Genomic DNA, 25,933 nt, shown 5'->3' with positions numbered 1-25,933 from the left:
TTAAGACAATTCAAATTTCAAGTGTTTTTTAGAACTAAAAAGAGAAACAAAATATATAAAGGAATGAAATTTATAGTATCTAGTACATATTTACTTAAACAATTACAGGTTTTAGGTGGTGTTATTAACAATAGTAATACCTTGCCTATTCTAGATAATTTTCTGTTTGATTTAAAGCAAAACGAATTAACAGTTTCTGCTTCAGATTTAGAAACAACCATTAGCGCAGTATTAAATGTAGATTCTGATAATGAAGGATTAATTGCTGTACCTGCGAAGTTATTATTAGATATTCTTAAAACATTTCCTGAACAACCATTAACTTTTGTAGTTGATGATAATAATACTGTTGAAATTAGTTCAAACCATGGTAAATATGCATTAGCATATGCTGATGGCGCTGAGTTCCCTAAAGCAGTAGAACTTTCAAACCCAAGTTCAACTACTATAATAGGTGATATTTTAGCAACTGCTATTAATAAAACAATATTTGCTGCAGGTAACGATGATTTAAGACCTGTAATGAGTGGTATTTTCTTTCAGTTTTCACCTGAAAGTTTAACATTTGTAGCAACTGATGCGCACAAATTAGTAAAATACCAAAGAACAGATTTAAAAGCTTCACAAGTAGCAGAATTTATTATGCCAAAAAAACCTTTAAACCTTTTAAAAGGTATTTTAGGTGGTAGCGAATCTGATGTTACTATTGAGTATAATGAGAGTAATGCTAAATTTAGCTACGAGAATATTGAGCTTATCTGTCGTTTAATTGATGGTAAATATCCTAATTACGAAGCTGTAATACCAAAAGAGAACCCTAACATGCTTTCTATTTCAAGAAATCAATTGTTAAGTTCTGTTCGTAGAGTTTCTATTTTCTCAAATAAAACAACACACCAAATACGTTTAAAAATAGCGGGTGCAGAATTAAATATATCTGCTGAAGATATTGACTATAGCAATAAAGCAGAAGAACGTTTAACATGTTCTTACCAAGGTGATGATATGCAAATTGGTTTTAACTCAAGATTTTTAGTTGAAATGTTAGCCAACTTAACATCTGACGATATTTCAATTGAAATGAGTTTACCAAATAGAGCTGGTATTTTAACACCAGTTGACGGATTAGATGAAGGGGAGTTAGTTACAATGCTTGTAATGCCAGTAATGTTGAACAATTAACCAACCATTTTTATATATTCTAAAAAATCCCAATTACAATTGTAATTGGGATTTTTTTATTCATTAAAGCGTATTATTTCTGTATTACAAAAACTTAATACTCATTGGGTAATAAGGTTCTTGCCCATTACTTACACGTACCGCATTCACTATTGGGAAAACAAATAATAGAATACTAACACCTAGTATTCCTAAAAGTCCTAAACCGAACAATAGTATTAACGGAACACTTAATATTAAGTATAGAAACATGCTAATTCTAAAATTAAGAATAGCTTTTCCGTTTTCATCCATATTTGCAATGGAATCTTTTTGTGTTAACCATATAATTAATGGAACAATAAACCCACCACAACCAGTAATTACATCTAATAACTGACTAAGGTGGGTTATAATTAAAAGTTGTTTGTTTTCTTTCTGCATGATATTAGTTTTTAGATTGATGTACTAATAAGACGCACCAGAAACAATTTTGTTACATTAAATTTTAAATTATAGTTTACTTTTCAACTTTCTAAGCTTCTCTTTGTCTTTTAAAATAGAAGTCTTTTCTTTTGAAATTTTCTCGTTTAACTTAGCTTCATCAACAGGAGATAACTTACCCTTAATTTTATTTTTTTCTAATTTAGTTTGAAGACTTTGTATTTTCATCTCACTTTTAGAAATATCACCTTTTTTACTCTCTATGCTCTTTTTAAGTTTAGCTGTTTTTTTTGCTTCATTATCTAACTTTTTTTGAGCTTTTTCAGCTTTTTTCTGTTCTTTAGCTTCTTTTTTAGCCGCTTTAGCTGCCATTTTTGCTTCCTCTGCCTCCTTTTCTGCTTGAGCTATCTTTTCTAAAGCTATGGCTTCTTCTGCGGCCGCAGTAGTCACTAATGAATCTTTTTGTTGTTCTGTAACAGGGTTTGGCACCTCTGATTCTTGGCCAAATGTTGCATTTAATGTTGCAACTGTTAGTATTGCAAATAAGAATACTTTCTTCATAATTTTAATTTATTTTAATGTTAATGGTTAGGCGAAGATATAAAATAGTATTCCATAATAATTTAAAAAATTACAATGATTTTATCGTATATATTCACATCCAACAAATCAAAAGCTATGCCAATCATTCTTTTAAAAACTAAATAACACAACCATTTAAAGCCTCATTTCTATTTCTTATTTTTGCATCTAAATTATTTCTATGTTTTCAAACGAATCTATTATTGCATTAGCAACTCCTGCAGGTGCTGGCGCAATTGCAGTGATACGTATTTCAGGAAAAGATGCGATAAAAATTGCATCAAAACACTTTCTATCAAAAAGAGGTAAAAAACTTGAAGAACAAAAAACGCATACTATTTTATTAGGTCATATTGTAGATGGCGATAGAATATTAGATGAAGTTTTAGTTTCCATTTTCAAAGGCCCTAATTCATATACAGGTGAAAACATAGTAGAAATATCATGTCACGGTTCAACATATATTCAACAAGAAATAATACAGTTGTTTTTACGTAATGGTTGTAAAACTGCCGATGCTGGTGAATTCACTCTACGTGCTTTTTTAAATGGAAAAATAGATTTAAGTCAGGCAGAAGCAGTTGCCGATGTTATTGCTTCTGATAATGCTGCAAGTCATCAAATTGCCATGCAACAGATGCGTGGTGGTTTTAGTAGTGAAATTAAAGAATTGAGAGCTGAATTAATGAATTTTGCCTCACTTATTGAATTAGAACTTGATTTCGCAGAAGAAGATGTTGAGTTTGCAAACAGAACCCAATTTCAAGATTTAATTAATAGGATTACACTTGTATTAAAACGATTAATTGATTCATTTGCGGTTGGTAATGTTATTAAAAACGGAATTCCTGTAGCCATAGTTGGTGAGCCTAATGTGGGAAAATCTACACTTTTAAACTCTTTATTAAATGAAGACAGAGCCATAGTTTCTGATATAGCAGGTACTACGCGTGATACTATTGAAGATGAAATTTCTATTGATGGTATAGGTTTCAGATTTATTGATACTGCAGGTATTCGTGAAACAAAAGATGTAGTTGAAGGTATTGGTATAAAAAAGACTTTTGAAAAGATAAAACAAGCACAAGTTGTGCTATACTTAGTTGATGGTTCTTTACTTTCTACGGCAAATGAAATAGAAACTCTAAAAATAGAAATTGAAAAAATTAAAAATCAATTTCCGCAAAAAGCAATTTTGCTTCTAATAAATAAAGCTGATAAAATTTCTACTTATAACACGACTTTAATTACTTCAGAATTAACCTCAATATCTAAACAGTTAAAAACAATATTTATTTCAGCAAAAACTGGTCAAGGTGTTGAAGATCTTAAAAGTGAATTATTGAGTCTTATTAATACCGGCGCACTTAGAAACAACGAAACAATTGTTACCAATACACGCCATTACAATTCATTACTAAAAGCTTTAGAAGAAATACAGAAAGTACAATTTGGAATGGATTCTGGTTTCTCTGGCGATTTATTAGCTATTGATATTCGTCAAGCTTTATTCCATTTTGGTGAAATTACTGGAGAAATATCTAGTGATGATTTATTAGGCAATATTTTTGCTAATTTCTGTATTGGAAAGTAATTTATCGAGTTAGTAAGCTACATGTTTTTGTCACAGTATTAAACATTACTAAAAATAATGAGGCAATAAGAATTTGTTTTTTAATAATTATATATAATTTATTTGGGTGATTTTTTGTTTTTATATTGATTTTTCTTTTTCAAAAATATACAATGTGTTATCTCCGCTAAGTTGATATAGCTTATTATTGGCTAGTTGAGGAATATCAGTTTTTACCCAATCTCCTTCAAACCTATAGTGCCAATCTATTTTTAGTGTTTTTTTATTAAATGCAACAATACATTGCGGTATATAGTCTAAACCTAACTCTAAACGGTTCATTTCTGCTATAGTATAAATGTGAGTTTCATCTTCTGCATAGCCAGTACTCCATCTAAAACCAGAAAATATGTGCTCTTCTAAAGTTTTTTTTAATGATTGATAATCTGCTCTGCCTGTAACTAAATCTATTGTTACTAAAAAAGCACCTGCTAAGTGGTATAGGTACGATTTAGAGATATCTAACTGAAAACCATCAGTAGAAGGTATTTTATGTTGCAAACGCCCTTGAAAAGCAGAACTTCCATAACCAGGCAATGCTTGCCATTTTCTATTTAGTTCACCTGTTTTACTATTAATATCTAAAACCAATTGTCCAGAACACGCAACTAGTATAGAGTTCTGCCAAGCACCTATAAATTTATGAACTTCATAATTTTGCAAGTTGCCATCTCTGTCTTCAAACTTACCTAGGGTTTCTAAATTGAATTGCCAAAGAAGTTCTGGTAAATCAATAGTTTTTAAAGATATCGTCTTTTTATTTTTTATTTGAATTAGAAAATTTTTATGTCTGTAAAACCCGCCAATTACATTAGGGAGTTGTTTAATTTCTGAAAAATTTGAAGTTGAATATAAGAACAAATCACTCTCCCATTCATTATTTGCATTTTTGAAAATTTTTTTCGAGGTCAAAAAATCACCTTCAAATTCATTTTTTTTATAAAAAATACAGTTCGTAACTTTCTTTTTATTAGTTTTTAAATCAACAAAATTAGTTGTATTATTTTTAGGATGATAATAAAGATAATTTTCAAAAAACATCCCAGAGAATTGATAGTTATCATCTATTAATTTATCATTTAAAAAAAGCTCTCCTTTTATGTTTGAATAAGATAAACTTTCATTTTTAACATTATACTCTTCCACATTTTTTATTATCATTATAAATTTCATCTATTGGGTTTTAATAAAATTATATATTTTAGAATTTACATTACCAACTAAAGTTATAAAATCATTTTCTGCTAAATTTTTAATTTGACTTTGCGATAAATTTGGAGGGTAATTTGATAAATCAAAGAGATCATTTTTTAAACTGTTATTACTCCAAATAGTGGTAAAGATTTGTTCTTGAGTTAGCCCATTTTGTTTATTGTTATTTAAAAATGCTTTTTTCCAAAGTTCTTTTAAATTATTTTTATCAGCATTTTTTCTAAGAGGATTTACTTTCCATTCATAATCTGACAATTTAGTTTTTACAGAAAATGCACCCTCTGCACCAAGTACCTGTTCTATTTCTTGTTTTGATAATTTGCCTCCGCTAGCGCAATCATCTTGCTTGTTCCGTTAAACCAACTAAAAGTTCTATTAATAATCATATATCAATATTTAAAATGGTTTGGTCATCTTGGTAATTTCTAGCGCTATTATATTACCTGTCTACAGGATTAGTTACAAAACCAGACTCCACAGGTTAACGTACTGCTTAATCGTTACAGAACAAGCGTGACGTTCACATTAGTGGGTGGTATTTAATAATACAACCTAAAATCGAGTAGCTTACATAGTTTAAAATGCTTTTGAAACATTAGCTCTACAACTTCTGATAAATCATCATTTTCTTGGTAGGCGCTAAAAAAGAGTCTATCAATAGTATTTACACTTGATATTTCATTTACGTTAGTTCCGTAACCTGAAATAGCTCGCGCTCCTGTAACATCTAAAAAATACTGAGATTCTTCATCAGTTAAATCTAAAATTTTCTTATTTGAAAAATGAATCACTTTACCACTCATTCTACCTTCAAAAATTTCGGCAACCTCTTCTATACTGTAATAATAATCATTCAACAGAATGTTATTAGGTGCACCATCCATAACAAGGTAGATAATCTCATAATCTTTAAAATTATGGTCATCATAAAGTAAATTATTCAAACTATCTTCTAGACCTTCAATTGTATCACAAGCTTTATAAATGCTTGATATTTTTTGTTTTAAAGCAATATCTTCAAGTGTATTTATAACTTCAGTAGTATCATCAACATCAATATCAGGAACACCTTCAAGACAGAAAATAAATTTTTCAACATCCATAAATTCAGTTTTCATTTAAGTTTCAAAAATATAATATTATCATTTTATGATGTTGCAGCTAGCCGATTTAATTAGCTATAATTATTTAATATTTCAACTTAGAGATTCGTTTAATTTGTCTTGCCAATTTTCTTGGAGATTCCATCGGTATCAAATGCCCTACTCTATTCAAAACTAGTATACTTGGTTTAACTAGGTTAGGCATCACTTCTTTATAAATAGCATCTATTGAAATTGCAGGGTCTTTTTTTGAACAAATAACAAAAGTTGGAATATCTAAAGTAGCTATCCTTTCTGAAATATCCTCATTCATACCTTCTGTAATCCACCATTTCCACGCTTTACTATCTATTCGCAATTGAGACTCAATAGCATACTCTCTTTTTTCTTTTTTTAATTTTCTCTTTGTTACTTTCTCAACAGTATTAATAGCCTCTTCCCTATTCGGATGATTCAACATGCGCTCTTTTTCTTCATCTGGCATATTTTCTACAGTCGGTGGAGACGGAGCTATAAGAACAATTTTTTTAGGTTTTTCACCCATCATTATTTGTGCCGCATATAAAGCAAGCTTACCTCCCATGGAATGTCCACAAAGTATATAGTCTTCAACACCTAATTTTTCAATCTGTTGATTTATAAAGTTTGCATACGAATAAATACTAAGCTCCTCTAAATTCTCTGTATTATTAAACCCTGGAAGGTTAAGTAATACGCAGGTATATTTTTTTGAGAGTCTTTTTACCAACCACTTCCAACTACCAGCATCGCCACCAAAATAGTGTACAAATACTATGTGTTTTTTTCCTTTCCCTACTATTTTATAAGGTGCTTTTTGCGGTGTATCAACTTGTATATCTTTATTCATCTTCAATTCTTATTTGCTTTAAAATTTGAAGATAAATTATAAAACAACAACCATTAACAGTAATGGTGTTTCGTGTTAAAGAATGATTGAAATGAGTTATATCTAGATAAATAATGAAAAGTACATCTAATTAACCTTAGCTGATGAAACTGTAAATATTCCAAAATCATCAATAAGCATAGTTTCTTTTGCTATGTTATTATAAGACATTAATCTATCTAACTCTTTCTGAGAACGTCTTCGCATTACCCAGCTTTTCTTTTGATGACTATTTAAAACATAGGCAATCATTTTCAATTGCGGATGCCAAGGTTGCCCTGTATATATAACATTTGAATTATTTTCAGTGATAGCTTCAATTCCTGCAAGCGCTATACTTGCTAACTCATTATCTCCGAAAAGCTCTAAAATACCCGATATAATTACAATATTAGGTTCAAAATCAATCTTTTTGTAGGTTTCTGAATCAAAACAGTCATAATTAGTAAATCGTACATTTTGATATTTTTTCGCTTCAATAACTTGTTGCCCTATTTCAATATTATCTTGAACAAATTCGTTAATTACAATTTCAGCAGCTGGATATTTATCTTTTATATCAAAAAGATAATTACCCGTACCACCAGCAATATCTAATATTTTTATTGAACGACCTTCTTTTTGTAACTTCTCAATATTTTTTTCAAGCAATTGTAGTAAATGTTGCTTTCTAATTCTGATACCTCGCCAACCTATAGCTTCAAGATAGTTTTTATCCATCATTTTACCAAAGCCTAATTTTCCTTTTGGTGTATTATGATATACATAATCTAAAGAAGCTCCAGAATCAAAACCATGTTTTATACCAATTGCCATTCCGTCACTAAATTTGCCAATTTTACTCAGAGACCATTTTTGAAATTTAAAGTTCAAATTATTCCCCTCATTATTTTGTAAGCTTATATTTTCGGTTACAGAAAATTGATCAGGCAAAAGACTTGCCTGTTTTTGTGGTTGATTAAATGCTTTTACTGTAAAATCTTTAATTTTAGTATACACTAAATCTTTTTCTTTCTCAAATAATATTCCGTGAAAAAAATTAGGTAAAACTTCTAGCTCTTTTAATTCTGTATCTAGTTTATTAAAAAATATTTTCTGATCAATATTAAAAACAACTTTATCTTTTTCTGCTGATAAAATAAGTGTTGGCGTATCAATTGCTGCCGCATCTTCTACTAAACGTTTTCCCGCATCTGCTAAATCAATTAATAATCGCGCATCAATTTCTCTTGTTATTAGCGTATCAGTATCATACGCTTTCTGTTGTTCTACATCATGCGTAAGCATTGTAGATTTTACATAACTTTTGATAATTAAGTTTTTATTTAATTTAGTACCTAGCGTAATCATTTCATTTGCTAAGGGAACTATTAAATTAATTCTAAAAGCAGGTGCTAATAAGGCCATTCCTGCAATATTAGGTGCATAGTCATGTACCCAAGCTGAAGCTACAACACCACCAATACTATTAGCTACTACAAAAATATCAGTACTATTTATATTATAATTTACTTCTAAATACTGGGAAAAAGCATCTAAATCTCTCACATAATCCATAAAAACAGATGATGTCTCTGTTTTTGTATGGCCGTGCCCACGAAGGTCAAATGCAAAAATATTATAATCTGAAAATATAGAAGCTGTAGCAAAATCATTTAAACGTTCAGAATGTTCATGTCCGCGATGAATAACAACCATACTTTTCTGTGATGGCTTAAAATTCCACTTGCGATAAAAAATTTCACTTCCATCAAAACTATTAAAATGTCCTGTGCTCATATATTAAATGTCTTTAAAAAATCGTGTAAATAACTATGTAGTATAGCGTTTTTATGTGTATGTTTTATTTTTGCGATTGCTTGTGTTGTAGGTAAAGATAAAATATTTTTTATTAGAAGAATTCCTACAAAAGTACTTCTTGTAAATCCCATTGTACAATGAACAAGTATCTTTCCATTATGCGGAAGGTGTTTATAGTTTTTGGATATTTCTAGTACTATTCTTTTAATCTCTAACGCATCAAAGGCACCTACATCTAACATAGGAACAGAGAAATATTGAGCTATATTTTTGATTTTATTATCTTCTTCTAACTCAGCAGAAAAATCGTAAACTAATGTATTTTGATTCACTTTAAAATTCAGAATCTCCTCTTTATCTAATCTTGATGAGATGTATATTTTAGGTAAAATTTCAATAGGTTTTTTATTCTTCCTTAAAAATTTCCAGAATAACCAATAGACTGCTAAATAAGGAAAATAGAATGTTTTTTTATACCAAATAATACTCCCTGATACATTTTTTAAAAAACGAGTAGTATTCTTTTGATAATGATACCCAACTATAAATAAGACCAAAGAAGGCCAAAATAATAGTAACCAAAAAGAACTACAAAACTCAAATAACAATAAGGCAACCAGAATGATAATCCATCCGAAGAGAAAATAATAATTAGCGATATGAAAATTTCTAAATTGAAAATTATTCTTCTGAGCTGGAAAAATAACGAAGCTCACTTGAGCCAAAATAGCCCCAGTTACAACATCAAATAAATGGTGTTGGTATGTTGTAAGTGTTGACACCCCTAATAAGACAAACCAAATAGCTAATACTGTACGCCATTTTGTTTTATAAACCCTAAAAACTGACCAAAAAATAAACGCAAAAGCAATATGTAATGAGGGGGCTTCATTATAAGGGGAATCTGTTATTTCTATAAATTGAAAGAACCATTTAAAAAAAGTATCACTGGTTGCTGATTTTATCAATGAAAACTTTAAAGGATATAAAAAATAACATATTCCTGCAACTGTAATGATAAATAGTATTCTTTTCGATAGTACACTTAATTGCTCTTCAGTTTTACAACAGAAAAAAACAGCAATAAAAAAAATACCACTTGATAAATAAGGGATTACTGTCCAAGGTAAAAAAGGAGTGTATTTTTCAAAACTAAAAACAAATGAAGGCACATAAGTTAATGAAGAAGTATACCAAGTCATAAAATTATAAACTACAGAAAAAAAGATTGAGCTTATAATAACTGACGTAACTTTTTTCTTTAGATCTATTTTTGTTTCATCCATTTGGCTTTTCTAAACATTATTAGATTAAGTAATGATGAGGGCAAAATGGACAAAAATTGCATTAACCATTTCATTTTAGTTGGAAAAATAATTAGTTTTTTTCGTTTATCAATAGCATCTGCAATAATTAAAGTTGCAATATCTACATCTACTATAAATGGTTTTTTAGATAAGTCTCCGGCATTTAAATCTCTTAATTTTTGAGTATTTATATACCCAGGAGCAATAGTTGTTACGGAAATTCCGAATGGCTTTAATGCACGATTATAAGCACTTGCAATTTGAATCACAGAACGTTTTGTTTTTGTGTAGAGACTAGAATTTTTATAATCCAAAATTCCGGAAACAGAAGCTATAACTGCGATACATCCTTTTTTTTGACGAATCATAATATTTCGTGCAACTTCAAAACAATTAGTCGTTCCTAAAATATTGGTTCTAAGCATTTGTGAGGCTTCATTATAGCTAATTTCTCCTGCAACATCTTCTGCATAACTACCCGCACAATTAATAAATATATCTAAAACATCACTGCTATTTACAAACGTTTTAACTACTTTTTCTACTGAAGTTATATCAGATACATCTGCTTCATATATATTTAACGCTAACGAAGATTTTTTAGAAACTTTATGTATATCCCTACCACAAACACCTACACGATTACCTTTTGACAGGTAATGCATGGCTAACGAATATCCTATTCCAGAAGTGCCGCCAGCAATAAACACATTCATATTATTTGTAGTGTTTTCATTAATTTATAAATATATAATTTACTAAATACTTTCTAATTTCTTTTGTTGTTTAATACTCTCAATGGTTTGTTTATATCCATAATTCCACTGCAAATCCATATCCTTTTTAAACGCTTCATAACTTTTTGGGTAATCAAAACAAACTTCTAAATTTTTCCAATCTATTTTCTTTTTTATATAATGACCTTCTAATTCATTTTTAATATTTCTAGTATCAATTTGAAAATCAGGTTTCTGATTTTGAACCTCGGTTAATCTCTTATTTCCACTATATCCTAAAACAGCACGAATTAATGATTCTTCTACAGTACTATATACTTGTTTGTTTTCTATAACGACATTTTCAGCAATATGACTAGCCAATTCAATTGGGATCAAATCTATCGCTCCGCCCGCATAATGCTTATTTTCTAACACAGCTGGAGCTACATAAAACATATCTGAAACTGAAACCCGTGTACTCATTAACATAGATACATCTGTTTTTAATTTTGATGCCACTGTTACTGCACTATTTATATAATTATTGGTGGTTATAACAATTTTATCTAAATTAATCTTTTTTGCTGTTTCTGCATCTGTGAAAATTACCTTCTGATATAGTTTTTTGTTATTCCTTTTTTCTCCTTTTGATTCTATATTAAATAATATTTCAGAACCAATAATAAGTGTTGGAATATTTATAGAAAACTGTGTGTGTTTTAATGACGGAAAATCTTCAGTAAAATCATCTGATATTTCAGCTAGGTAAGTACTAAAAACATCTTCAGTAAATGGAGCATTTCGTTTATCAAAAACTTTTTTTAGTGAAAGAAGACCTATTTTAGACAACTTTTTTTGTGCTGTTAATCGTGGTCTCGTAGCAAAACGATAGTACTCTTCTGATTTTAGATATTCTTTACGTGACTGGTTGCTAGGGAATGTATTGATTACTGTTGACGCAAAAGCTCCACCACATGTAGCTATAAGAACATCTGGTTTCATATTCAATTGTTCTAAAGCTGCATACATGCCTAAATAAATCATCACTCTTGTTCCTCCACCAGATACTATAAAAGCAGTATTAAATTTAGTATCCATCATGTTAATAATTTAAAAGTAATGGCAACATCCAAAAGAAAATTGGAGCATTAAAAATAAGGCTATCCATTCTATCTAACAATCCACCATGACCTGGTAGTAAATTTCCGGTATCTTTTACATTTGTTTTTCTTTTTATAAAAGACATAAATACATCTCCAAAAAAGCCAAAAACTCCTAATATGAAACTTAATACTGTATTGCTAATTATTGATGAGGGTAATAAAAAATAACCTAAAACATTACTCAATAAAATGGTTACAAACACACCACCTATTAAACCTTCCCATGTTTTATTCGGACTAATTTTTGGCATTACTTTAAACTTGCCAAAAAGTTTACCCATAAAATACTGAAACACATCATTCAATTCAGTAACTACCACTAAAAAAACAAGTGCTTTTACTCCCAAAAAACTCTCACGCACCAATAATAAATGAGGAAAAATAGTGAGACTTAAAAGAAACCCTAAAACTATACCTAAAAGTTGTTTTCGTGTGACTTTCTTAGCTAATATAATGACAATCGCACCTAGCACTAATTGAAACGGAGAAATAAAATAAGTATTAAGATCTAAGAACAGTAACAAAAATAATTCTGAAATTCCTATAATCAGAGATGTTAGCATCAAATTAATTTTAATGTCAAACATTCTCAAAACCTCATAAAAAACTTGATAACCTATCCAAGCTATAAAAAATTTCATAGCAATTGGGTGAGAAATAGAAACTGTAAAAACAAATACAATGTATAGCCAAGTTTTAACTCGTAATGGAACATCTGCAAATTTGTTTTCAGTAATAATTTCAGGCTTCATTCAATGCTTTCTTTAAACGTGTAAAACTGCTCACTATCAATAATAAAATTATTATCCCAAATATATAAGTAGAAAAACCTGAAACATCTACACCAAAAAATAAAATAAGGCCATAAACCCCTAAAAGTAAAGCTCGGTCACTTTTACCCATTGGGCCATCGTATCTACGCTCACCTCCTATTGCTTTGCCTAATAATCCTGCAAATTCATTTATAACACTAAGTGTTATAAATACTACCACTAAATACAAACTTTCTGATTGAAATTTTAATAAAGGAAAAAATATAATTACATCAGAAACTATATCTCCGACTTCATTTAAAATCTCACCCAATTTACTCATTTGGTTGAATTTTCGTGCCATCATACCATCTAGGGCATTTAAAGCCATTCGCAATAAAAGGCCAATTGGTAAACTCAAGAAAAACCAATTATAAGCATCTGCATTCCAAAATAATAATGCTATAATTAAGGATAATATAACAGAGCCAATCGTAATCTGGTTTGCTGTTATTTCTCGTTGGTGCAAAAAAACTAAAACAGGATTTAAGAGTTGTTGAAACTTGGGTTTTAATTTATATATCGAAATCATTAAAACAATTGTTTAAACTCAAATGTAAGTCTTTTACTAATAAAAGCATAAAATACTATTGCACCTTCTATAATTCAACTCATTAAAAAAACAAGGCATTAAAATAATACAATTCAAAAAAAACTGCTTTATAAACTAAAACAAGTATAAATACCAATTATAGCTTACAAAGCAGTCTGTATAGAATTTTTTAAGATGTTAATTACGCTTCACAACTAGCACAATCTTTCTTTTGTTTAAATTTTTGTGCGGCATTCATACTATGCTGGTAGTAAAGTGATTTTAAACCAAGTTTCCATGCGGTAACGTGGATTTTATTAATCTCTTTTACTGGCATATCAGGATGCACAATTATGTTTACAGATTGACCTTGGTCAATATGATTTTGTCTGTTTGCTGCTTGATAAATGATATCCATCTGATCAATTTCAGAATATGTTTTAAACACTTCTTTCTCTAAATCTGATAAGAAGTCTAAATGCTGTACTGAACCATCACGCTCTCGAATGCTATGCCATACTGCAGTTACATTCTGGCCTTTTTCTTCTAACAACGCTACTAAGAAAGGATTCTTAATCGTAGTTTTTACTTTAGCAATATCTTTCACATAAATATTAGACCAAATTGGCTCAATACCTTGTGATACTTGACCTAAAATAAACGCTGAAGATGTTGTTGGTGCTACTGCATTTAATGTAGAGTTACGTCTTCCGTACCCTTTAAGAACTGCAGGCTCACCAAATTTACCAGCTAACTCTTCAGATGCTTTGTATGATTTAGATTTTATAGTTCTAAAAATCTCATTGTTTAAATCGTAAGCTTCTTGGCTATTAAAAGGTAACATTTTAGATTGTAATAATGAATGCCAACCTAATACACCAAGGCCTAATGCACGGTTATCTTTAGCAAAATTATAAGCACGTTCCATAAACAAGAACGTTTGTCTATCTTCTCTACTATCAGAGTCACGATATACTTCTAATTTTTCAAGAAACTCTGTAATTACAGCATCTAAGAAATATACCATTGTTTCAACAGCATCGGTATCTTTCCATTTATCATAATGCATAACATTTACAGAAGAAAGTACACATACGAATGACCAATTGTCATTTGAAGGTAACATAATTTCAGTACATAGGTTACTTGCATAAACAGTATGGTTATTATCTTTATAAACATCTGCAGCACCTTCGTTAGCATTGTCTTTAAAGAAGATATAAGGGTATCCCATTTCACCTCTACGTTGCAATACTTTTGCCCAAATAGAACGCTTTTCAGTATCACCATCAACCATTTGTTGCATCCACTCGTTGGTTACCGTAACACCATGTGTTAATTCTTGAATAGGATTACCTTCAGTACCAATTTCTAAGAACTCCATAATGTCTGGGTGCTCAACTGGTAAATATGGAGAAAAACGTCCACGACGAACAGAACCTTGACTAACAACATCTACCATTGATTCGAAAAGTTGCATAATATGCACAGCACCAGAAGCCTGACCATTATTTTTAACTTCCGCACCTCTATGTCTAATTTTACCAAAATAACCAGAAGTACCACCTCCCATTTTAGACATCATACCAACTTCCGACTGCGTATATAAAATATTACCCATATCATCGTCAATATGCGAACCAAAGCAACTAATTGGTAAACCTCTTTCTTTACCAAAATTAGACCACACTGGCGACGCTAAAGAATAATACCCTTCAGACATATAACCATAAAACTTATCTGAAAAACCAGGCATATCTAATAGTTTTTCTGCTCTATCAGCTATTTCACGTATACGTTGTTCAGCAGTTTCACCTCCTGTTAAGTAGCCTGAATCTAAAAAATTACGGCTATGTTCTGTTAACCATTCAAAACCACCTGATTCTGAATTTTGCTTATGACTTTTAAGCGCTTCAATTCTTGCTTTTACAAGTTGTTCGCTATCGCTAATTTTTGTCTCTGTGTTCCCTTGGGTAGTGTTTAAGTCTTTCATCTAAAATAGGTCGTCGCTAGTTATACTTTGTGTTCTTTTACTATAATTGATAGATCTCTTCACGAAGAAATCACCATGCTTAGTTCCAATAATTTCATCATCAAACCATTCTGTTTGTGACAATAATTCTTCATTTACTTCAAATACTTTATCAATACCAATACTCTCTAGTGAGTTATTAAATCTGTTTTTAATAAATTCATTAATAACATCTTTTGGCAAGAAATCAAGTTCTCCTTCTTCAAAAATCCAATCAACAACATTACTTTCTGCAACAAAAGCATCTTTACATATTTGTTGTATTAATTTGTTATAATCTGCATCAAACCAATCTGGATTTTCATCTTTAATAATTTTGATAATATCAATACCAAAATCACCATGTATTTGCTCTTCTTTTGAAGTTGCTTCTACTACATTAGAAACTCCTTTTAGCATATTCTTATGCTTATTAAAGGCCATGATAATTAAGAATTGAGAAAATAATGATACGTGCTCAATAAACAGAGAGAATAAAAGTATAGACTCTGCATACTCCTTATTATCTTCACTTTTAGCATTTTTTAATGCAGTTTCTAAATACTGCACTCTTTTCATTATTACAGGCTTTTTCTTTAAATTTTTGAACTCATTATTTAAGCCTAAAATTTCAAGAAGATGTGAATAAGCATCTGCGTGGCGCACTTCACTTTCTGCAAAAGTTGCTCCAACAGATCCTATTTCAGGTTTTGGCATTTTGTGATAAATATCACCCCAAAAACTTTTAACAGCTACTTCAATTTGAGAAATAGCCAACATTGTATTTTTAATAGCACTCTGTTCAACACCTGTTAAACGGGCTTTAAAATCTTGAATATCACTTGTGAAATTAAATTCTGAATGTATCCAATATGAGTGACGTATTGCTGGTACATATTCATACAACTGTGGATACTCATATGGTTTTAAATTAATACGCTTTTCAAATATATTTGTCTTTCTTTTTTGTGTTTGTTCGTTACGATATAGTATGTACGCTTTTGCAACATCAAAAAAGCCAGCTTCCATTAATTTTGTCTCTACAAAATCTTGAACTTCTTCAACAGTTGGTGTGTAATTTTCAACAGAATTATTACGCTCTAACAATGCTTCATGCACCGTATTTGAAATTTTTTCTGCATCAGAAAGGTCACCATGATCAACTGAAGTCATTGCCTTTAATATAGCATTTGATATTTTATGTAACTGAAAGGGTTTTGTTGTAAAATCCCTCTTTATAAGGTGCGTAATTTTCATGTGATGATGCCGGAATTAAAAATGGTTCTGTTTTGAGAGTATAAAGGTCTAAAGTATTTGCCATTTTTCAACCAAAAGTTGCATTAGCTTTTCCACAGTTTTATTAACAATTTGTAAATAAAAAATTAAACTCACTTTAAATCAATACATTAAACAGAACAAGTAAAGTATTAATCGAAGTATATTTTTTTTCATTAAAAAAAATTATATTTTAAAGTTTTCACCTTAACATTTATGTATTATAGTATAAAATCGCCTTAAAAACCTAAGCATTTAGGTATGAAATAATTGCAAAAAATATGTTAGAATAATTAAATAGTTATATCTAAATTTTAACATAAATACACATACTTTTTTTAACTTTTATTTTTATAAAGTCTAAATAAGCATTAATATTGCTTAAAATTATTTTAACTCAGTCTAAATAAGAAAAAATAAATGACTAATTATCTTAAACTTTTAGGAAAGTCTTCATTAGTAATGGCTTTAGTATTTACTAGCTGTAGTAGTGACGATGATAACTCAACTGATGACGACTCATCATCAGCAGTTACAAACACAGAATTTATTGCAACTTATGCTACAATTGCGGCAACAAATTACAATGATTCTTATACATCAGCAGTAAGTTTACAAACTGCAGTAAATGCATTTTTAGAAACACCTTCAGAAGAAACACTTGAAGCTGCAAGAGATGCTTGGTTATATGCTCGTGATTTTTACGGACAAACAGAAGCTTTTAGAGAAGCTAACGGACCAATTGACAACGAAGAATTATTAGCTACTGAAGGGCAAATTAACGCTTGGCCTTTAGACGAAGGTTATATTGATTATGTTTCTACAGGAGATGGTGAAACAGTACAAAACGGAATTATTGGTGACGAAACTTTTGAATTAACAGAAGAAAACTTGATCAATAATAATGAAACACCTAATGATGATTCTATTTCTGTAGGTTGGCACGCTATCGAGTTTTTACTTTGGGGGCAAGATTTAAACTACGACGAAGAAACTGGAAACTATGATGATTTTTCAGGATCAGGTGAAAGACCTTTTACTGATTATACTATCGAAGAAAACGCAGACAGAAGATCTATTTACTTACAAATTGTAACTGATTTATTAGTGAATGATTTAAAAGATTTAAGTGATACCTGGGAAGATGGTGGATCGTACAGAGTAACTTTTGAAAATTTAGAAGAAGAAACTGCTTTAACTAATATTTTAAATGGTATAGGTTTTATCTCTAACGGTGAAGTTGCTTTAGAAAGAATTGATCCTGCTATTGATGAAGGTCAAGAAAATGAGCACTCTTGTTTTTCTGATAATACAAACCAAGATATGTGGGCTAACGTAAACGGAATTAACAATGTTATACAAGGTTCTTATACTTCATTAAATGGTACAGTTATTACAGGAACTTCATTAATTGACTTAGTTGCTGTTCAAAATGAAACTACGTCTGATGATCTTGAAACTGCAGCTGATAATACACTATCTAAATTAGATGTATTATTAGGTCTTGATAAAAACTTTGATGAAATTGTAAGTGAAGAGACTTTAGGTTCTGGCGGACCTGCAGGTGAATTATCTTCTGCTTTAAAAAATCAAGGTACTGCAATAGCAGATGCTGCTTCAGAATTAGGCATAAGCATCACTATTAACTAATTATACTTTTAAGGGTATATTTTTATAATTACTATGTTTAGTGAAAACTGAAACCTTTTATTAGGTTTCAGTTTTTTAAGGTTAAAATAACTATGAGGAATATTTACATTACCATCTTTATATCATTACTTATATTTTCATGTTCTAGTGATGATGGTCTTGTTTCTATAGATGAAGAAGCAGAAGAAGCAACATTTATTGCATTAAATTATGTTGAAGGAGAAGAGAACTTAGTTTCTGACCTTTCAATTGAAGCTTTCACGGCTGATAAAGCCTTTGGTAGAGCTATTCCTGATTTAAGCGAATTAGAACTTTCCTTTTTTGGTGTTGGTAACGCCATGTTTGATCAAAGTTGGGTGTCAGCACCTGCAACTACAACATCAAGAGATGGATTAGGACCTATATTTAACGCAAGGGCATGTAGTGCTTGCCATTTAAGAGACGGTAGAGGTATGCCAATTACTGAAACAGGTACTGCTTCTGAAGGGTTTTTATTGCGTTTAAGTGCTGGAAATGATTTAATTACAGGTCCTATTAAATTTTCAGGGTATGGTGACCAACTACAAGATGATGCTAACTTAACTTTTGATGCCGAAGGAACAATTAATGTTACTTTCGAATACATTAACGGTACTTATGATGATGGTGAAACCTATGAGTTAAGAAAACCAATTTATACTATTACCAATGAAAATTATGGTAGTATAGCGGGTGCTGAACAATCTCCAAGAGTTGGACAACAAGTTATTGGTCTTGGTTTTGTTGATGCACTTTCTGATGCAAGTATTCTTGCTAATGCAGATGAAGGTGATTCGGATGGTGATGGTATTTCTGGTAAAGCTAATTATGTATGGAATGTTAGTGAAGAAAAAACAACTATTGGTAAATTCGGATGGAAAGCAAATCAACCCTCACTAGAGCAACAAATTGCAGCTGCTTTTAATGGTGATATGGGGTTAACAACTTCTATTTTTCCTGAAGAAAATTGTCCTGATGGAGTTGATTGTTCAGAATTATTTAACGGTATAAACGAAGGTGAAACTGTAGAAGTAAATGACACACAGTTTAGCAGAATAATGGTATATCAAGCTGCTATTTCTGTTCCTATCAGAAGAGATTATCAAGATATTGATGTTTTAAAAGGCAAGCTTCTTTTTAATGATTTGGCTTGTGTAAAATGTCATATTGATGAATTTACTACTAGTGATTATGAATTGTTACCGCAGATGTCAAATATTACTATAAGGCCTTATTCTGATTTTTTATTGCACGATATGGGTGATGATTTATCTGATAACAGAGCAGATTTTTTAGCAACAGGAAATGAGTGGAGAACACAACCTTTATGGGGCTTAGGGATGATTGAAACAGTCAATGATCATACTTTTTTACTACATGATGGTAGAGCTCGTAGCATAGAAGAAGCTATTTTATGGCATGGTGGCGAAGCAGAACAAGCTAAAGAAGATTTTGTCGCATTATCTGCTATTGAGAGACAACAACTACTAGACTTTTTAAACTCATTATAAAATGAAAAAATACCTATTATCAAGTTTTTGCATCTTGTTATTTACATTTTCTTGTAAAAATGACGATACAACTACCACAGCAGAGCCATTAGATGATTTTTACGAAAATTTTTACACAGCAAACATCTACCCTGCCATCATTGATTTTCAAACGAATATCTCAACAGAAATTGATTACATCAATCAGTTTAACGAAAATCAAACGGCAGAAAACTTAACACTATTACAAGATCAATGGTTGATAAGTGCACAATCTTATTCAAAATTAAGAGCTTATAATTATGTACCCGTTAAACAAAACTTTTATGACACTAATATTTACAATTTTCCGGTAAATACAGCTATTATAGAAACACTTATCGAAGAAGAAGCTACTTATGACACAAGTTATATTAGTGTAAAAAGCACCACTTCAAAAGGCTTAGGTGCTATGGAGTTTTTATTATTTAATGAGCATGATACAACTGAAGCTTTAGCGTTGCTGCAAGATAATGAATTTAGAGTAAATTATTTGCTTGGTGTTGCATATGAAGTTCTTAGACAAACAGAATTATTACTAGATTTTTGGGAGAATGATTATAAAACAGAGTTTGCAAATTCTGATGGTGATGCCTGTACAAGTAATGCACGTTGTTTAGCATTCAACCAATTAATAAACATATTAGATGTTATTAAGGTAACTAAAATTGGAAAACCTGCAGGCTTAGAGAGTTCTGATAATATAGATCTTGAAATATTAGAGGCCTTTAGAAGTAAAACATCTTTAGAGCTTATTAAATCTAGTATTGAAGAAGTTGAATATATTTATAGTTTAAGCGATGTGAACTTTGCTAGTATTGTTGATGAAATTGATGATACACAAGAATTATCTGGCTTAATTGCTTCAAGCTTTGAAGATGTATACACCAGCATTGATGCTATTGATACTAGCTTATACGATGCAATTACAGCAAACCCAGAAAAGGTTGAAACTTTATACAATGCGCTTGGTGATCTTACTGTATATTTCTCTGTAGATGGCGCTAGCTTATTATCTGTTACGGTGTTACCTACTGATAATGATGGTGACTAATTAGATAAAAACATTTAAAAAAAGCCTGTTGTATAAGTTATACAGCAGGCTTTTTAAATAGAATACAATAGCTTTTTAAAATTTAATTTCTAAAGTAGCATAATAGTTTCTTGGTGTCGCTGGTATAATTCCAGGACCAGGATAACCAGTTGCTCTACGCGTAAAGTAACTGTTATCTAACAAATTATTTATACCAGATTCCAAACGAAAATTACTAGAAAATTTATACGATAACGACAAATCTAAAATATCATAACTAGGTATTGCACCAATCACGTTTACATTATTTTCTGGATCATATGGTGAATTTGTTACATCAGTAAATTGTTCACTGACAAAAGTATATTGTAAGCTTGACAATAGGTTTTTCCACCCAAAACTAACTCCCGTTTTTAAATTAAACCTTGGTATATATTCCACCTCATTACCAGCTACATTTACTTCATCTGATTTTAAGTATACAGACTCTGTAATTGCTAAATTTGAAAATACATCAAACTTGATATTATTGTTTTCCTTAAAGTAAGTTTCTTTAATACTCCATTGTAATAAAGACTCCAAACCGTAAATTAAAGCTGTACCTGTGTTTTTTCTAACCCATTGAGCTCTATCATTTAGCACCTGCCCTATTCTATTATTATAATACAAGGCAAACACATTCGCATCATATGAAAAACTTTTATCAATACGACCTCTAACGCCTAAATCTGCTGTAAACCCTTTTTCATCAGTAATATTCTCATCAATAAGAAAAGATGGATTTACTGTTCTAATATCAGAAAAAGTAACAGATCTATAATTTTGAGATATATTCCCGTACAACTCAAATACCGTTATTGGTTTATAACTCACTCCTAAACCAAACAACACAAAGTTTCTAACAAATAGATTGTTATCATCAATAAATGTATCAGAAGTAGCATCATAATAACTCCCTTTAGATTCCGTCTTAATATGTTCAAACCTAAAACCTGGTGTTAAACTTACAAACTCAGTTACATTAAATATATGCTCACCAAATATTGAAGCATTGAAATTAGGAAAATCAAAATCGTTTTGATTTGGGTAAGTTGCGTCATCAACAAAATTAAAATCAGCATCAGCTCCTGTGCTTCCCGGCCCTTGTCTTTGGCTATTGTTAGCCTTGTAAATTTTAGCTCCTAGTAAGTAATATTGTTTTTTATCAGCAATAGTATAGCTTGATAAAAACCGAGCTTCTGCTCCGTAATTATTAAAATTACCCACTAATAAATCACGTTCAAAAACATAATTACCATCTTCATCAATTTCATCAGCATTGGTACTAAATAAATTTGGAGAAACTTGATACGGATTTCCTCTAAAACCAACAGCTTTTCGTGATGCATCTAAAGCAAATAAACTTAAAGATAATTTTGACACTTCGTTAAAATTGTGATTGATTTTAAAATTATATAATTTCCAATCTACATCAAACCAATTACGTTCTAAATAACTTTGTGTTGGGTCTTCTAAAAATTGAACATCAGATAAACCACCAGGTTGATGTGCTAAGTAATTAAGCGAAGATATTTCAAAAGCAACATCGGTTTTATCATTAAACTGATAATCTAAATGCACAAAATAATTATCAGAATCATAATCTGAATTAGGCCTGAATCCATCACCGGTTTTTCCATTATAATACGCATAATATCCAAACTTTTTTACGGTACCACTTAATGATGTAAAGTTTGAAAAAGTACCATAAGAACCCAACGTATTACGAGTTATAAATTCGATAGGCTTATTTTTTACTGGAGATTTTGTGATAAAATTAATTAAACCACCGAATTGTGTCCCGTATTGTAAAGAAGCTGCACCTCTAATTACTTGAATTTTTTCTAAGCCCTCAGTTGGTGGTGTATAATAACTTTCAGGATAGCCCAAAACATCAGCACTAATATCATAATCATTCTGGCGTGTATTAAAGTTTGCTGTTCTATTTGGGTCTAAGCCTCTACCACCAATATTTAACTGTAAACCACCATCATTACTATCATAAATATTTAAACCTGCCACTTTAGAAAATACTTGCCTTGGATTGTTCGAGGCTTTATTTCCTTGTATTAAATCTAGGTTTACAACCTCACTTTTTCTACCTGCATAAATGTGTGTTCCTTCTACAGGCTTTAAAGTAGTTAACGCATAGTCCTCTTTTTTCTTTGCGATAATTACTACATCATTTAAATTCTCAACTAAAGGTAATAAACTAACTGTGAGGTTTTGATTATCATTCCCTATATCAAAATTTTCTTCTGAAGTTATGTATCCCAATGATTGAAAGGTTAAGCTAATTTTACCTGAGGCATCAATAACTAAAACACCATTGACATCTGTGAAGCCAATAAATTCATTTTTATCTTCAAATATATTAACACCAGCAATAGGATCTGAAGTATCAACATCTAAAACTTGTATGGTTGCATTTTGCGCATAGTTATATTGTGCACAAAAAAAGAATACTGCTATTATTTTAAAATCCTTTAATCTCATCTCGTAATGGTACTATCCAAGTTTTGTTATTAAAATTTTCTTTTTGACTGTATAAATCTACAGTCGGGTCAACAAATTGTTGATTTAATCTACCGTTTAATGCCACATAGCACTCAGCAAATATTTGTATATTTTTATGACCTTGACTTTTAAAATGATCACCTAACAAGTGCGCATATTCCAAAATAAAATCAGGCTGAAAACTCATTTGTTTAATTTGAAGTGGGGTTAAAAAGTCTGAATTTTTTACTTGAAAAAACTTTCCCGTATCACTATCTCTAACCGTATACGTTATTAAACCTACTTTTTCAATTAACATCACACGCCATGAAAAACGAAATCCTTGTTCTGTCCAAAACAACTCTCCCGGATACAATAAATTCCTAAAAGGTAATAATAGTTGAATTGCGAAAAATAGACTTAGAGCACCTAATACAAGTTTAGACGATTTAAATTGATAAACTTTCTCCTGTAACAATGTCGTAGCTTGTTTTGTGAAAGGCACTATTCTTTTTACCAAGTTCAAAAGTTCTTGATGAAATTTAGCATCGAAAAAAATCAAAGTAATGCAAATCATGATGTATGGAAACATACCAATATTAAATAAGATACGTGTAAATACATGAAATATTACCACTACTACAAAAGCGTAAGGTCTAGTTTTTCGTGTCCATAATAAAAATGGAATTGTTAAATCATAAATAGCTCCACTCCAACTCATCGCATAGTGAAACCATGTATCGTTCATTAAACTTCCAATTATAGGTAAACTCGTTTTTGTTGATAACCAAATCTTTAAAGGTTGCGCTCTCAATAGCCAATCAGAATTCAACTTAGCCAAACCTGCATAAAAATACACGATACTCAATAGTATTTTTATGGAATCAACTGTCCAACTGGGTACAAACTTAAATTCGTAACCTTTTTTATAAGCATCTAAAGAAAACTTAGCATTTAGTGGTAAAAAACAAAGTAAAAAACTAAGCACGCTAACAAAATAGTAATGATTTAAATAAGTGGTTTTATCAATCAGTTCTATATAAGTGAAAGTTAAAAAGAAAGTAATTATTGAAAGTCTGTACTTAAAACCCAAGATAATACCTACACATGATATCATGCACAATGCAAATAAACTATAAGTATAAACCCCCAAAGTTTTTACCCAACTAAATCCATAATATGTAAAGTGCCATTTGGGCAAAATATAAAATTGCTCAACCCAACCCATAGCAACAAATCGGATTAGACTAAATAACATTAAGGCACCAAATAGAATACGAAAAGCAGCTAAACTAGCTGCTTCTGTATTATTATTAGTGAAATATGCTTTTATTTTATTCATTATTAATCACCATCGCTATCTGCAAAATCAATAGTTACACCTATAGTTTGAACAACATTGGTTTTTAAAAACACCACATAATTTTGAATCACTGTAAACGTGTCAATCATATTATCATTGTTATTTTCAACATCAATAGTAAAGTCATCATTTAAAAGATCAACTTGTTCATCAATATCAGAAAGCTTAAGGCTTATAAAATCTGAGAAAGAATAATTTTGCAGTGTTACACTATCAAAAATAGTATCCGGATTTAAAAATTCAATATAAGAATCTATACTTTCACCATCAGAATTACCATCAAATGATATTCCGAAATACAAATTCTCAACAGCTTCATAAGCTTCTAAAAATAATATTTTTGAATTTTCTGAAGTATAAAAAGATTCTACAAACATTGGATCTTTTGAAGCTCCACCTGTTCTAGATCCAGAAGGTGTTGCAATTTTAGCTTCTCTAAAACCTTGCTCTACATAAAACAGATAATCATTAAATAATATATTGAATGAAGAGGTTGCCGATGACCCACCGTCACTTTTAATGCTTACTGCATTAGTATTCCAATATGATGTTACATCAGAAGTTAACGAAACTATTCTATCAACTACTTTAGTTACGTATGCACTATACACTTCACTTTGATCATCGGTAGTGTATTTATCTAAATCTACTCCATTTAACAAGTAATCCAAAGTTGGTAAACCTTGTTCGTCTGCTCTTATAGAAAGATCAAAACTAATTATTGCAATATCATCTACTGTAGTATCTAAACTAGCATCAACTTCAGTTACATCAACAGGATAAGAGTTCATAAACTCACGATATGTTGCAGTTGCATTAACGTCTAAACCTAAATCAAACATTGCCACATGTTGCCATGCTTTTTGCGTTTCAAATAATGATGTTTGAAAAGTGGTCAATGTTGCCTCACTAGGTGAAGAAACAAAAGCAGTTTCAGCGGTTTTCAAATTTGAAACTTCAGCCTCAAAAGCATCATAAGCTGGTAAAATAATGTTATCTACCCAGTTGTTTAAAATTAATGTTCTATCAAAATCATCTGAACCTTCTGTCGTATTATCATCATTTTCCTCAACACAAGAAAAAAGCAACATAAATACAACTACTGTGCTTATTATTTTTTTCATTTTATGAACTCTAGTAAATT

At 30.5% G+C, this 25,933-nt stretch carries 23 protein-coding genes; 5 read left to right on the top strand and 18 right to left on the bottom strand.

Features of this window, described 5'->3' with window-relative positions; all coding sequences use genetic code 11:
- Positions 1 to 63 precede the first annotated feature (63 nt).
- Positions 64 to 1,182: a DNA polymerase III subunit beta gene (dnaN, locus tag KO500_RS10270; protein WP_215956451.1), complete on the top strand. Its 1,119-nt coding sequence runs from the start codon at positions 64 to 66 to the stop codon at positions 1,180 to 1,182.
- Positions 1,183 to 1,266: 84 nt separating this feature from the next.
- Here the strand turns inward: dnaN and KO500_RS10265 are convergent, their stop codons facing one another.
- Both KO500_RS10265 and KO500_RS10260 read right to left on the bottom strand, forming a co-directional pair.
- Positions 1,267 to 1,605, bottom strand: a complete 339-nt coding sequence (locus tag KO500_RS10265; RefSeq protein WP_215956450.1) for a DUF4870 domain-containing protein — start codon at positions 1,603 to 1,605, stop codon at positions 1,267 to 1,269.
- Positions 1,606 to 1,674: 69 nt separating this feature from the next.
- Positions 1,675 to 2,166, bottom strand: a complete 492-nt coding sequence (locus tag KO500_RS10260; RefSeq protein ID WP_215956449.1) for a hypothetical protein — start codon at positions 2,164 to 2,166, stop codon at positions 1,675 to 1,677.
- A 202-nt stretch (positions 2,167 to 2,368) separates the two neighbouring features.
- Here KO500_RS10260 and mnmE point away from each other — a divergent pair, with 202 nt between their 5' ends.
- Positions 2,369 to 3,781: a tRNA uridine-5-carboxymethylaminomethyl(34) synthesis GTPase MnmE gene (gene mnmE / locus KO500_RS10255; RefSeq protein ID WP_215956448.1), complete on the top strand. Its 1,413-nt coding sequence runs from the start codon at positions 2,369 to 2,371 to the stop codon at positions 3,779 to 3,781.
- A gap of 120 nt (positions 3,782 to 3,901) precedes the next feature.
- Here mnmE and KO500_RS17345 read toward each other — a convergent pair whose 3' ends face one another.
- The 13 genes from KO500_RS17345 to KO500_RS17500 form a co-directional block, all read right to left on the bottom strand.
- Entirely contained in the window at positions 3,902 to 4,993 is a 1,092-nt protein-coding gene (locus KO500_RS17345; RefSeq protein WP_252732478.1) for a hypothetical protein, read from the bottom strand.
- Positions 4,994 to 5,287, bottom strand: a complete 294-nt coding sequence (locus KO500_RS10245) for a hypothetical protein (RefSeq protein WP_215956447.1) — start codon at positions 5,285 to 5,287, stop codon at positions 4,994 to 4,996. It abuts the gene before it with no gap.
- A gap of 284 nt (positions 5,288 to 5,571) precedes the next feature.
- Positions 5,572 to 6,135 (bottom strand): DUF6642 family protein, encoded by a 564-nt coding sequence (locus tag KO500_RS10240; protein ID WP_215956472.1) that lies wholly within the window; start codon positions 6,133 to 6,135, stop codon positions 5,572 to 5,574.
- Between the two features lie 85 nt (positions 6,136 to 6,220).
- A complete protein-coding gene (locus KO500_RS10235; protein ID WP_215956446.1) occupies positions 6,221 to 7,003 on the bottom strand; it encodes an alpha/beta fold hydrolase in 783 nt (260 codons plus the stop codon).
- A gap of 126 nt (positions 7,004 to 7,129) precedes the next feature.
- Positions 7,130 to 8,821 (bottom strand): bifunctional alpha/beta hydrolase/class I SAM-dependent methyltransferase, encoded by a 1,692-nt coding sequence (locus KO500_RS10230; RefSeq protein ID WP_215956445.1) that lies wholly within the window; start codon positions 8,819 to 8,821, stop codon positions 7,130 to 7,132.
- Complete coding sequence (locus tag KO500_RS10225) at positions 8,818 to 10,128, bottom strand: phosphatase PAP2 family protein (RefSeq protein WP_215956444.1); 1,311 nt, start codon at positions 10,126 to 10,128, stop codon at positions 8,818 to 8,820. Before KO500_RS10225 ends, KO500_RS10230 begins: the two co-directional genes overlap by 4 nt.
- A complete protein-coding gene (locus tag KO500_RS10220) occupies positions 10,110 to 10,865 on the bottom strand; it encodes an SDR family NAD(P)-dependent oxidoreductase (protein WP_215956443.1) in 756 nt (251 codons plus the stop codon). Before KO500_RS10220 ends, KO500_RS10225 begins: the two co-directional genes overlap by 19 nt.
- A gap of 42 nt (positions 10,866 to 10,907) precedes the next feature.
- Positions 10,908 to 11,969 carry a patatin-like phospholipase family protein gene (locus KO500_RS10215; protein ID WP_252732477.1) on the bottom strand — a complete coding sequence of 354 codons (1,062 nt, stop codon included), beginning with the start codon at positions 11,967 to 11,969 and terminating at the stop codon, positions 10,908 to 10,910.
- A gap of 1 nt (position 11,970) precedes the next feature.
- Entirely contained in the window at positions 11,971 to 12,783 is an 813-nt protein-coding gene (locus KO500_RS10210; protein WP_215956442.1) for a phosphatidate cytidylyltransferase, read from the bottom strand.
- Complete coding sequence (locus tag KO500_RS10205; RefSeq protein WP_215956441.1) at positions 12,773 to 13,375, bottom strand: CDP-alcohol phosphatidyltransferase family protein; 603 nt, start codon at positions 13,373 to 13,375, stop codon at positions 12,773 to 12,775. The genes KO500_RS10210 and KO500_RS10205 overlap by 11 nt, the downstream gene beginning before the upstream one ends.
- A 202-nt stretch (positions 13,376 to 13,577) precedes the next feature.
- Positions 13,578 to 15,368, bottom strand: coding sequence for a ribonucleoside-diphosphate reductase subunit alpha (locus KO500_RS10200; RefSeq protein WP_215956440.1), 1,791 nt, complete (start codon positions 15,366 to 15,368; stop codon positions 13,578 to 13,580).
- Positions 15,369 to 16,643 (bottom strand): ribonucleotide-diphosphate reductase subunit beta, encoded by a 1,275-nt coding sequence (locus KO500_RS10195; RefSeq protein ID WP_215956439.1) that lies wholly within the window; start codon positions 16,641 to 16,643, stop codon positions 15,369 to 15,371.
- The gene (locus tag KO500_RS17500) at positions 16,585 to 16,707 is read right to left on the bottom strand and encodes a hypothetical protein (RefSeq protein ID WP_289847663.1); all 123 of its coding nucleotides are present in this window, start codon (positions 16,705 to 16,707) and stop codon (positions 16,585 to 16,587) included. Before KO500_RS17500 ends, KO500_RS10195 begins: the two co-directional genes overlap by 59 nt.
- 374 nt (positions 16,708 to 17,081) lie before the next feature.
- On the opposite strand from KO500_RS17500, the gene KO500_RS10190 reads away from it, so the two are divergent.
- From KO500_RS10190 to KO500_RS10180, 3 genes are all read left to right on the top strand, one after another.
- Complete coding sequence (locus KO500_RS10190) at positions 17,082 to 18,311, top strand: imelysin family protein (RefSeq protein ID WP_215956438.1); 1,230 nt, start codon at positions 17,082 to 17,084, stop codon at positions 18,309 to 18,311.
- A 92-nt stretch (positions 18,312 to 18,403) separates the two neighbouring features.
- On the top strand, positions 18,404 to 19,840 hold the full coding sequence (locus KO500_RS10185) for a di-heme oxidoredictase family protein (protein ID WP_215956437.1): 1,437 nt from the start codon (positions 18,404 to 18,406) through the stop codon (positions 19,838 to 19,840).
- A 1-nt stretch (position 19,841) separates the two neighbouring features.
- Positions 19,842 to 20,912 carry an imelysin family protein gene (locus KO500_RS10180; RefSeq protein ID WP_215956436.1) on the top strand — a complete coding sequence of 357 codons (1,071 nt, stop codon included), beginning with the start codon at positions 19,842 to 19,844 and terminating at the stop codon, positions 20,910 to 20,912.
- 75 nt (positions 20,913 to 20,987) lie between these two features.
- Here KO500_RS10180 and KO500_RS10175 read toward each other — a convergent pair whose 3' ends face one another.
- Genes KO500_RS10175 through KO500_RS10165 form a run of 3 tightly spaced genes read right to left on the bottom strand, consistent with a single transcriptional unit; the run spans position 20,988 to position 25,913 of the window.
- Positions 20,988 to 23,426, bottom strand: a complete 2,439-nt coding sequence (locus tag KO500_RS10175) for a TonB-dependent receptor domain-containing protein (protein WP_215956435.1) — start codon at positions 23,424 to 23,426, stop codon at positions 20,988 to 20,990.
- Entirely contained in the window at positions 23,407 to 24,768 is a 1,362-nt protein-coding gene (locus KO500_RS10170) for an HTTM domain-containing protein (RefSeq protein ID WP_215956434.1), read from the bottom strand. The genes KO500_RS10175 and KO500_RS10170 overlap by 20 nt, the downstream gene beginning before the upstream one ends.
- Before the next feature lie 2 nt (positions 24,769 to 24,770).
- Positions 24,771 to 25,913 (bottom strand): imelysin family protein, encoded by a 1,143-nt coding sequence (locus tag KO500_RS10165; protein ID WP_215956433.1) that lies wholly within the window; start codon positions 25,911 to 25,913, stop codon positions 24,771 to 24,773.
- Positions 25,914 to 25,933 lie beyond the last annotated feature (20 nt).

This window comes from Cellulophaga baltica (genome assembly GCF_018861125.1).
GTDB classification, from domain to species: domain Bacteria; phylum Bacteroidota; class Bacteroidia; order Flavobacteriales; family Flavobacteriaceae; genus Cellulophaga; species Cellulophaga baltica_A.
Note: the sequence above shows the minus strand (reverse complement) of the source record. Positions and strands in the feature narration are given on the sequence as shown.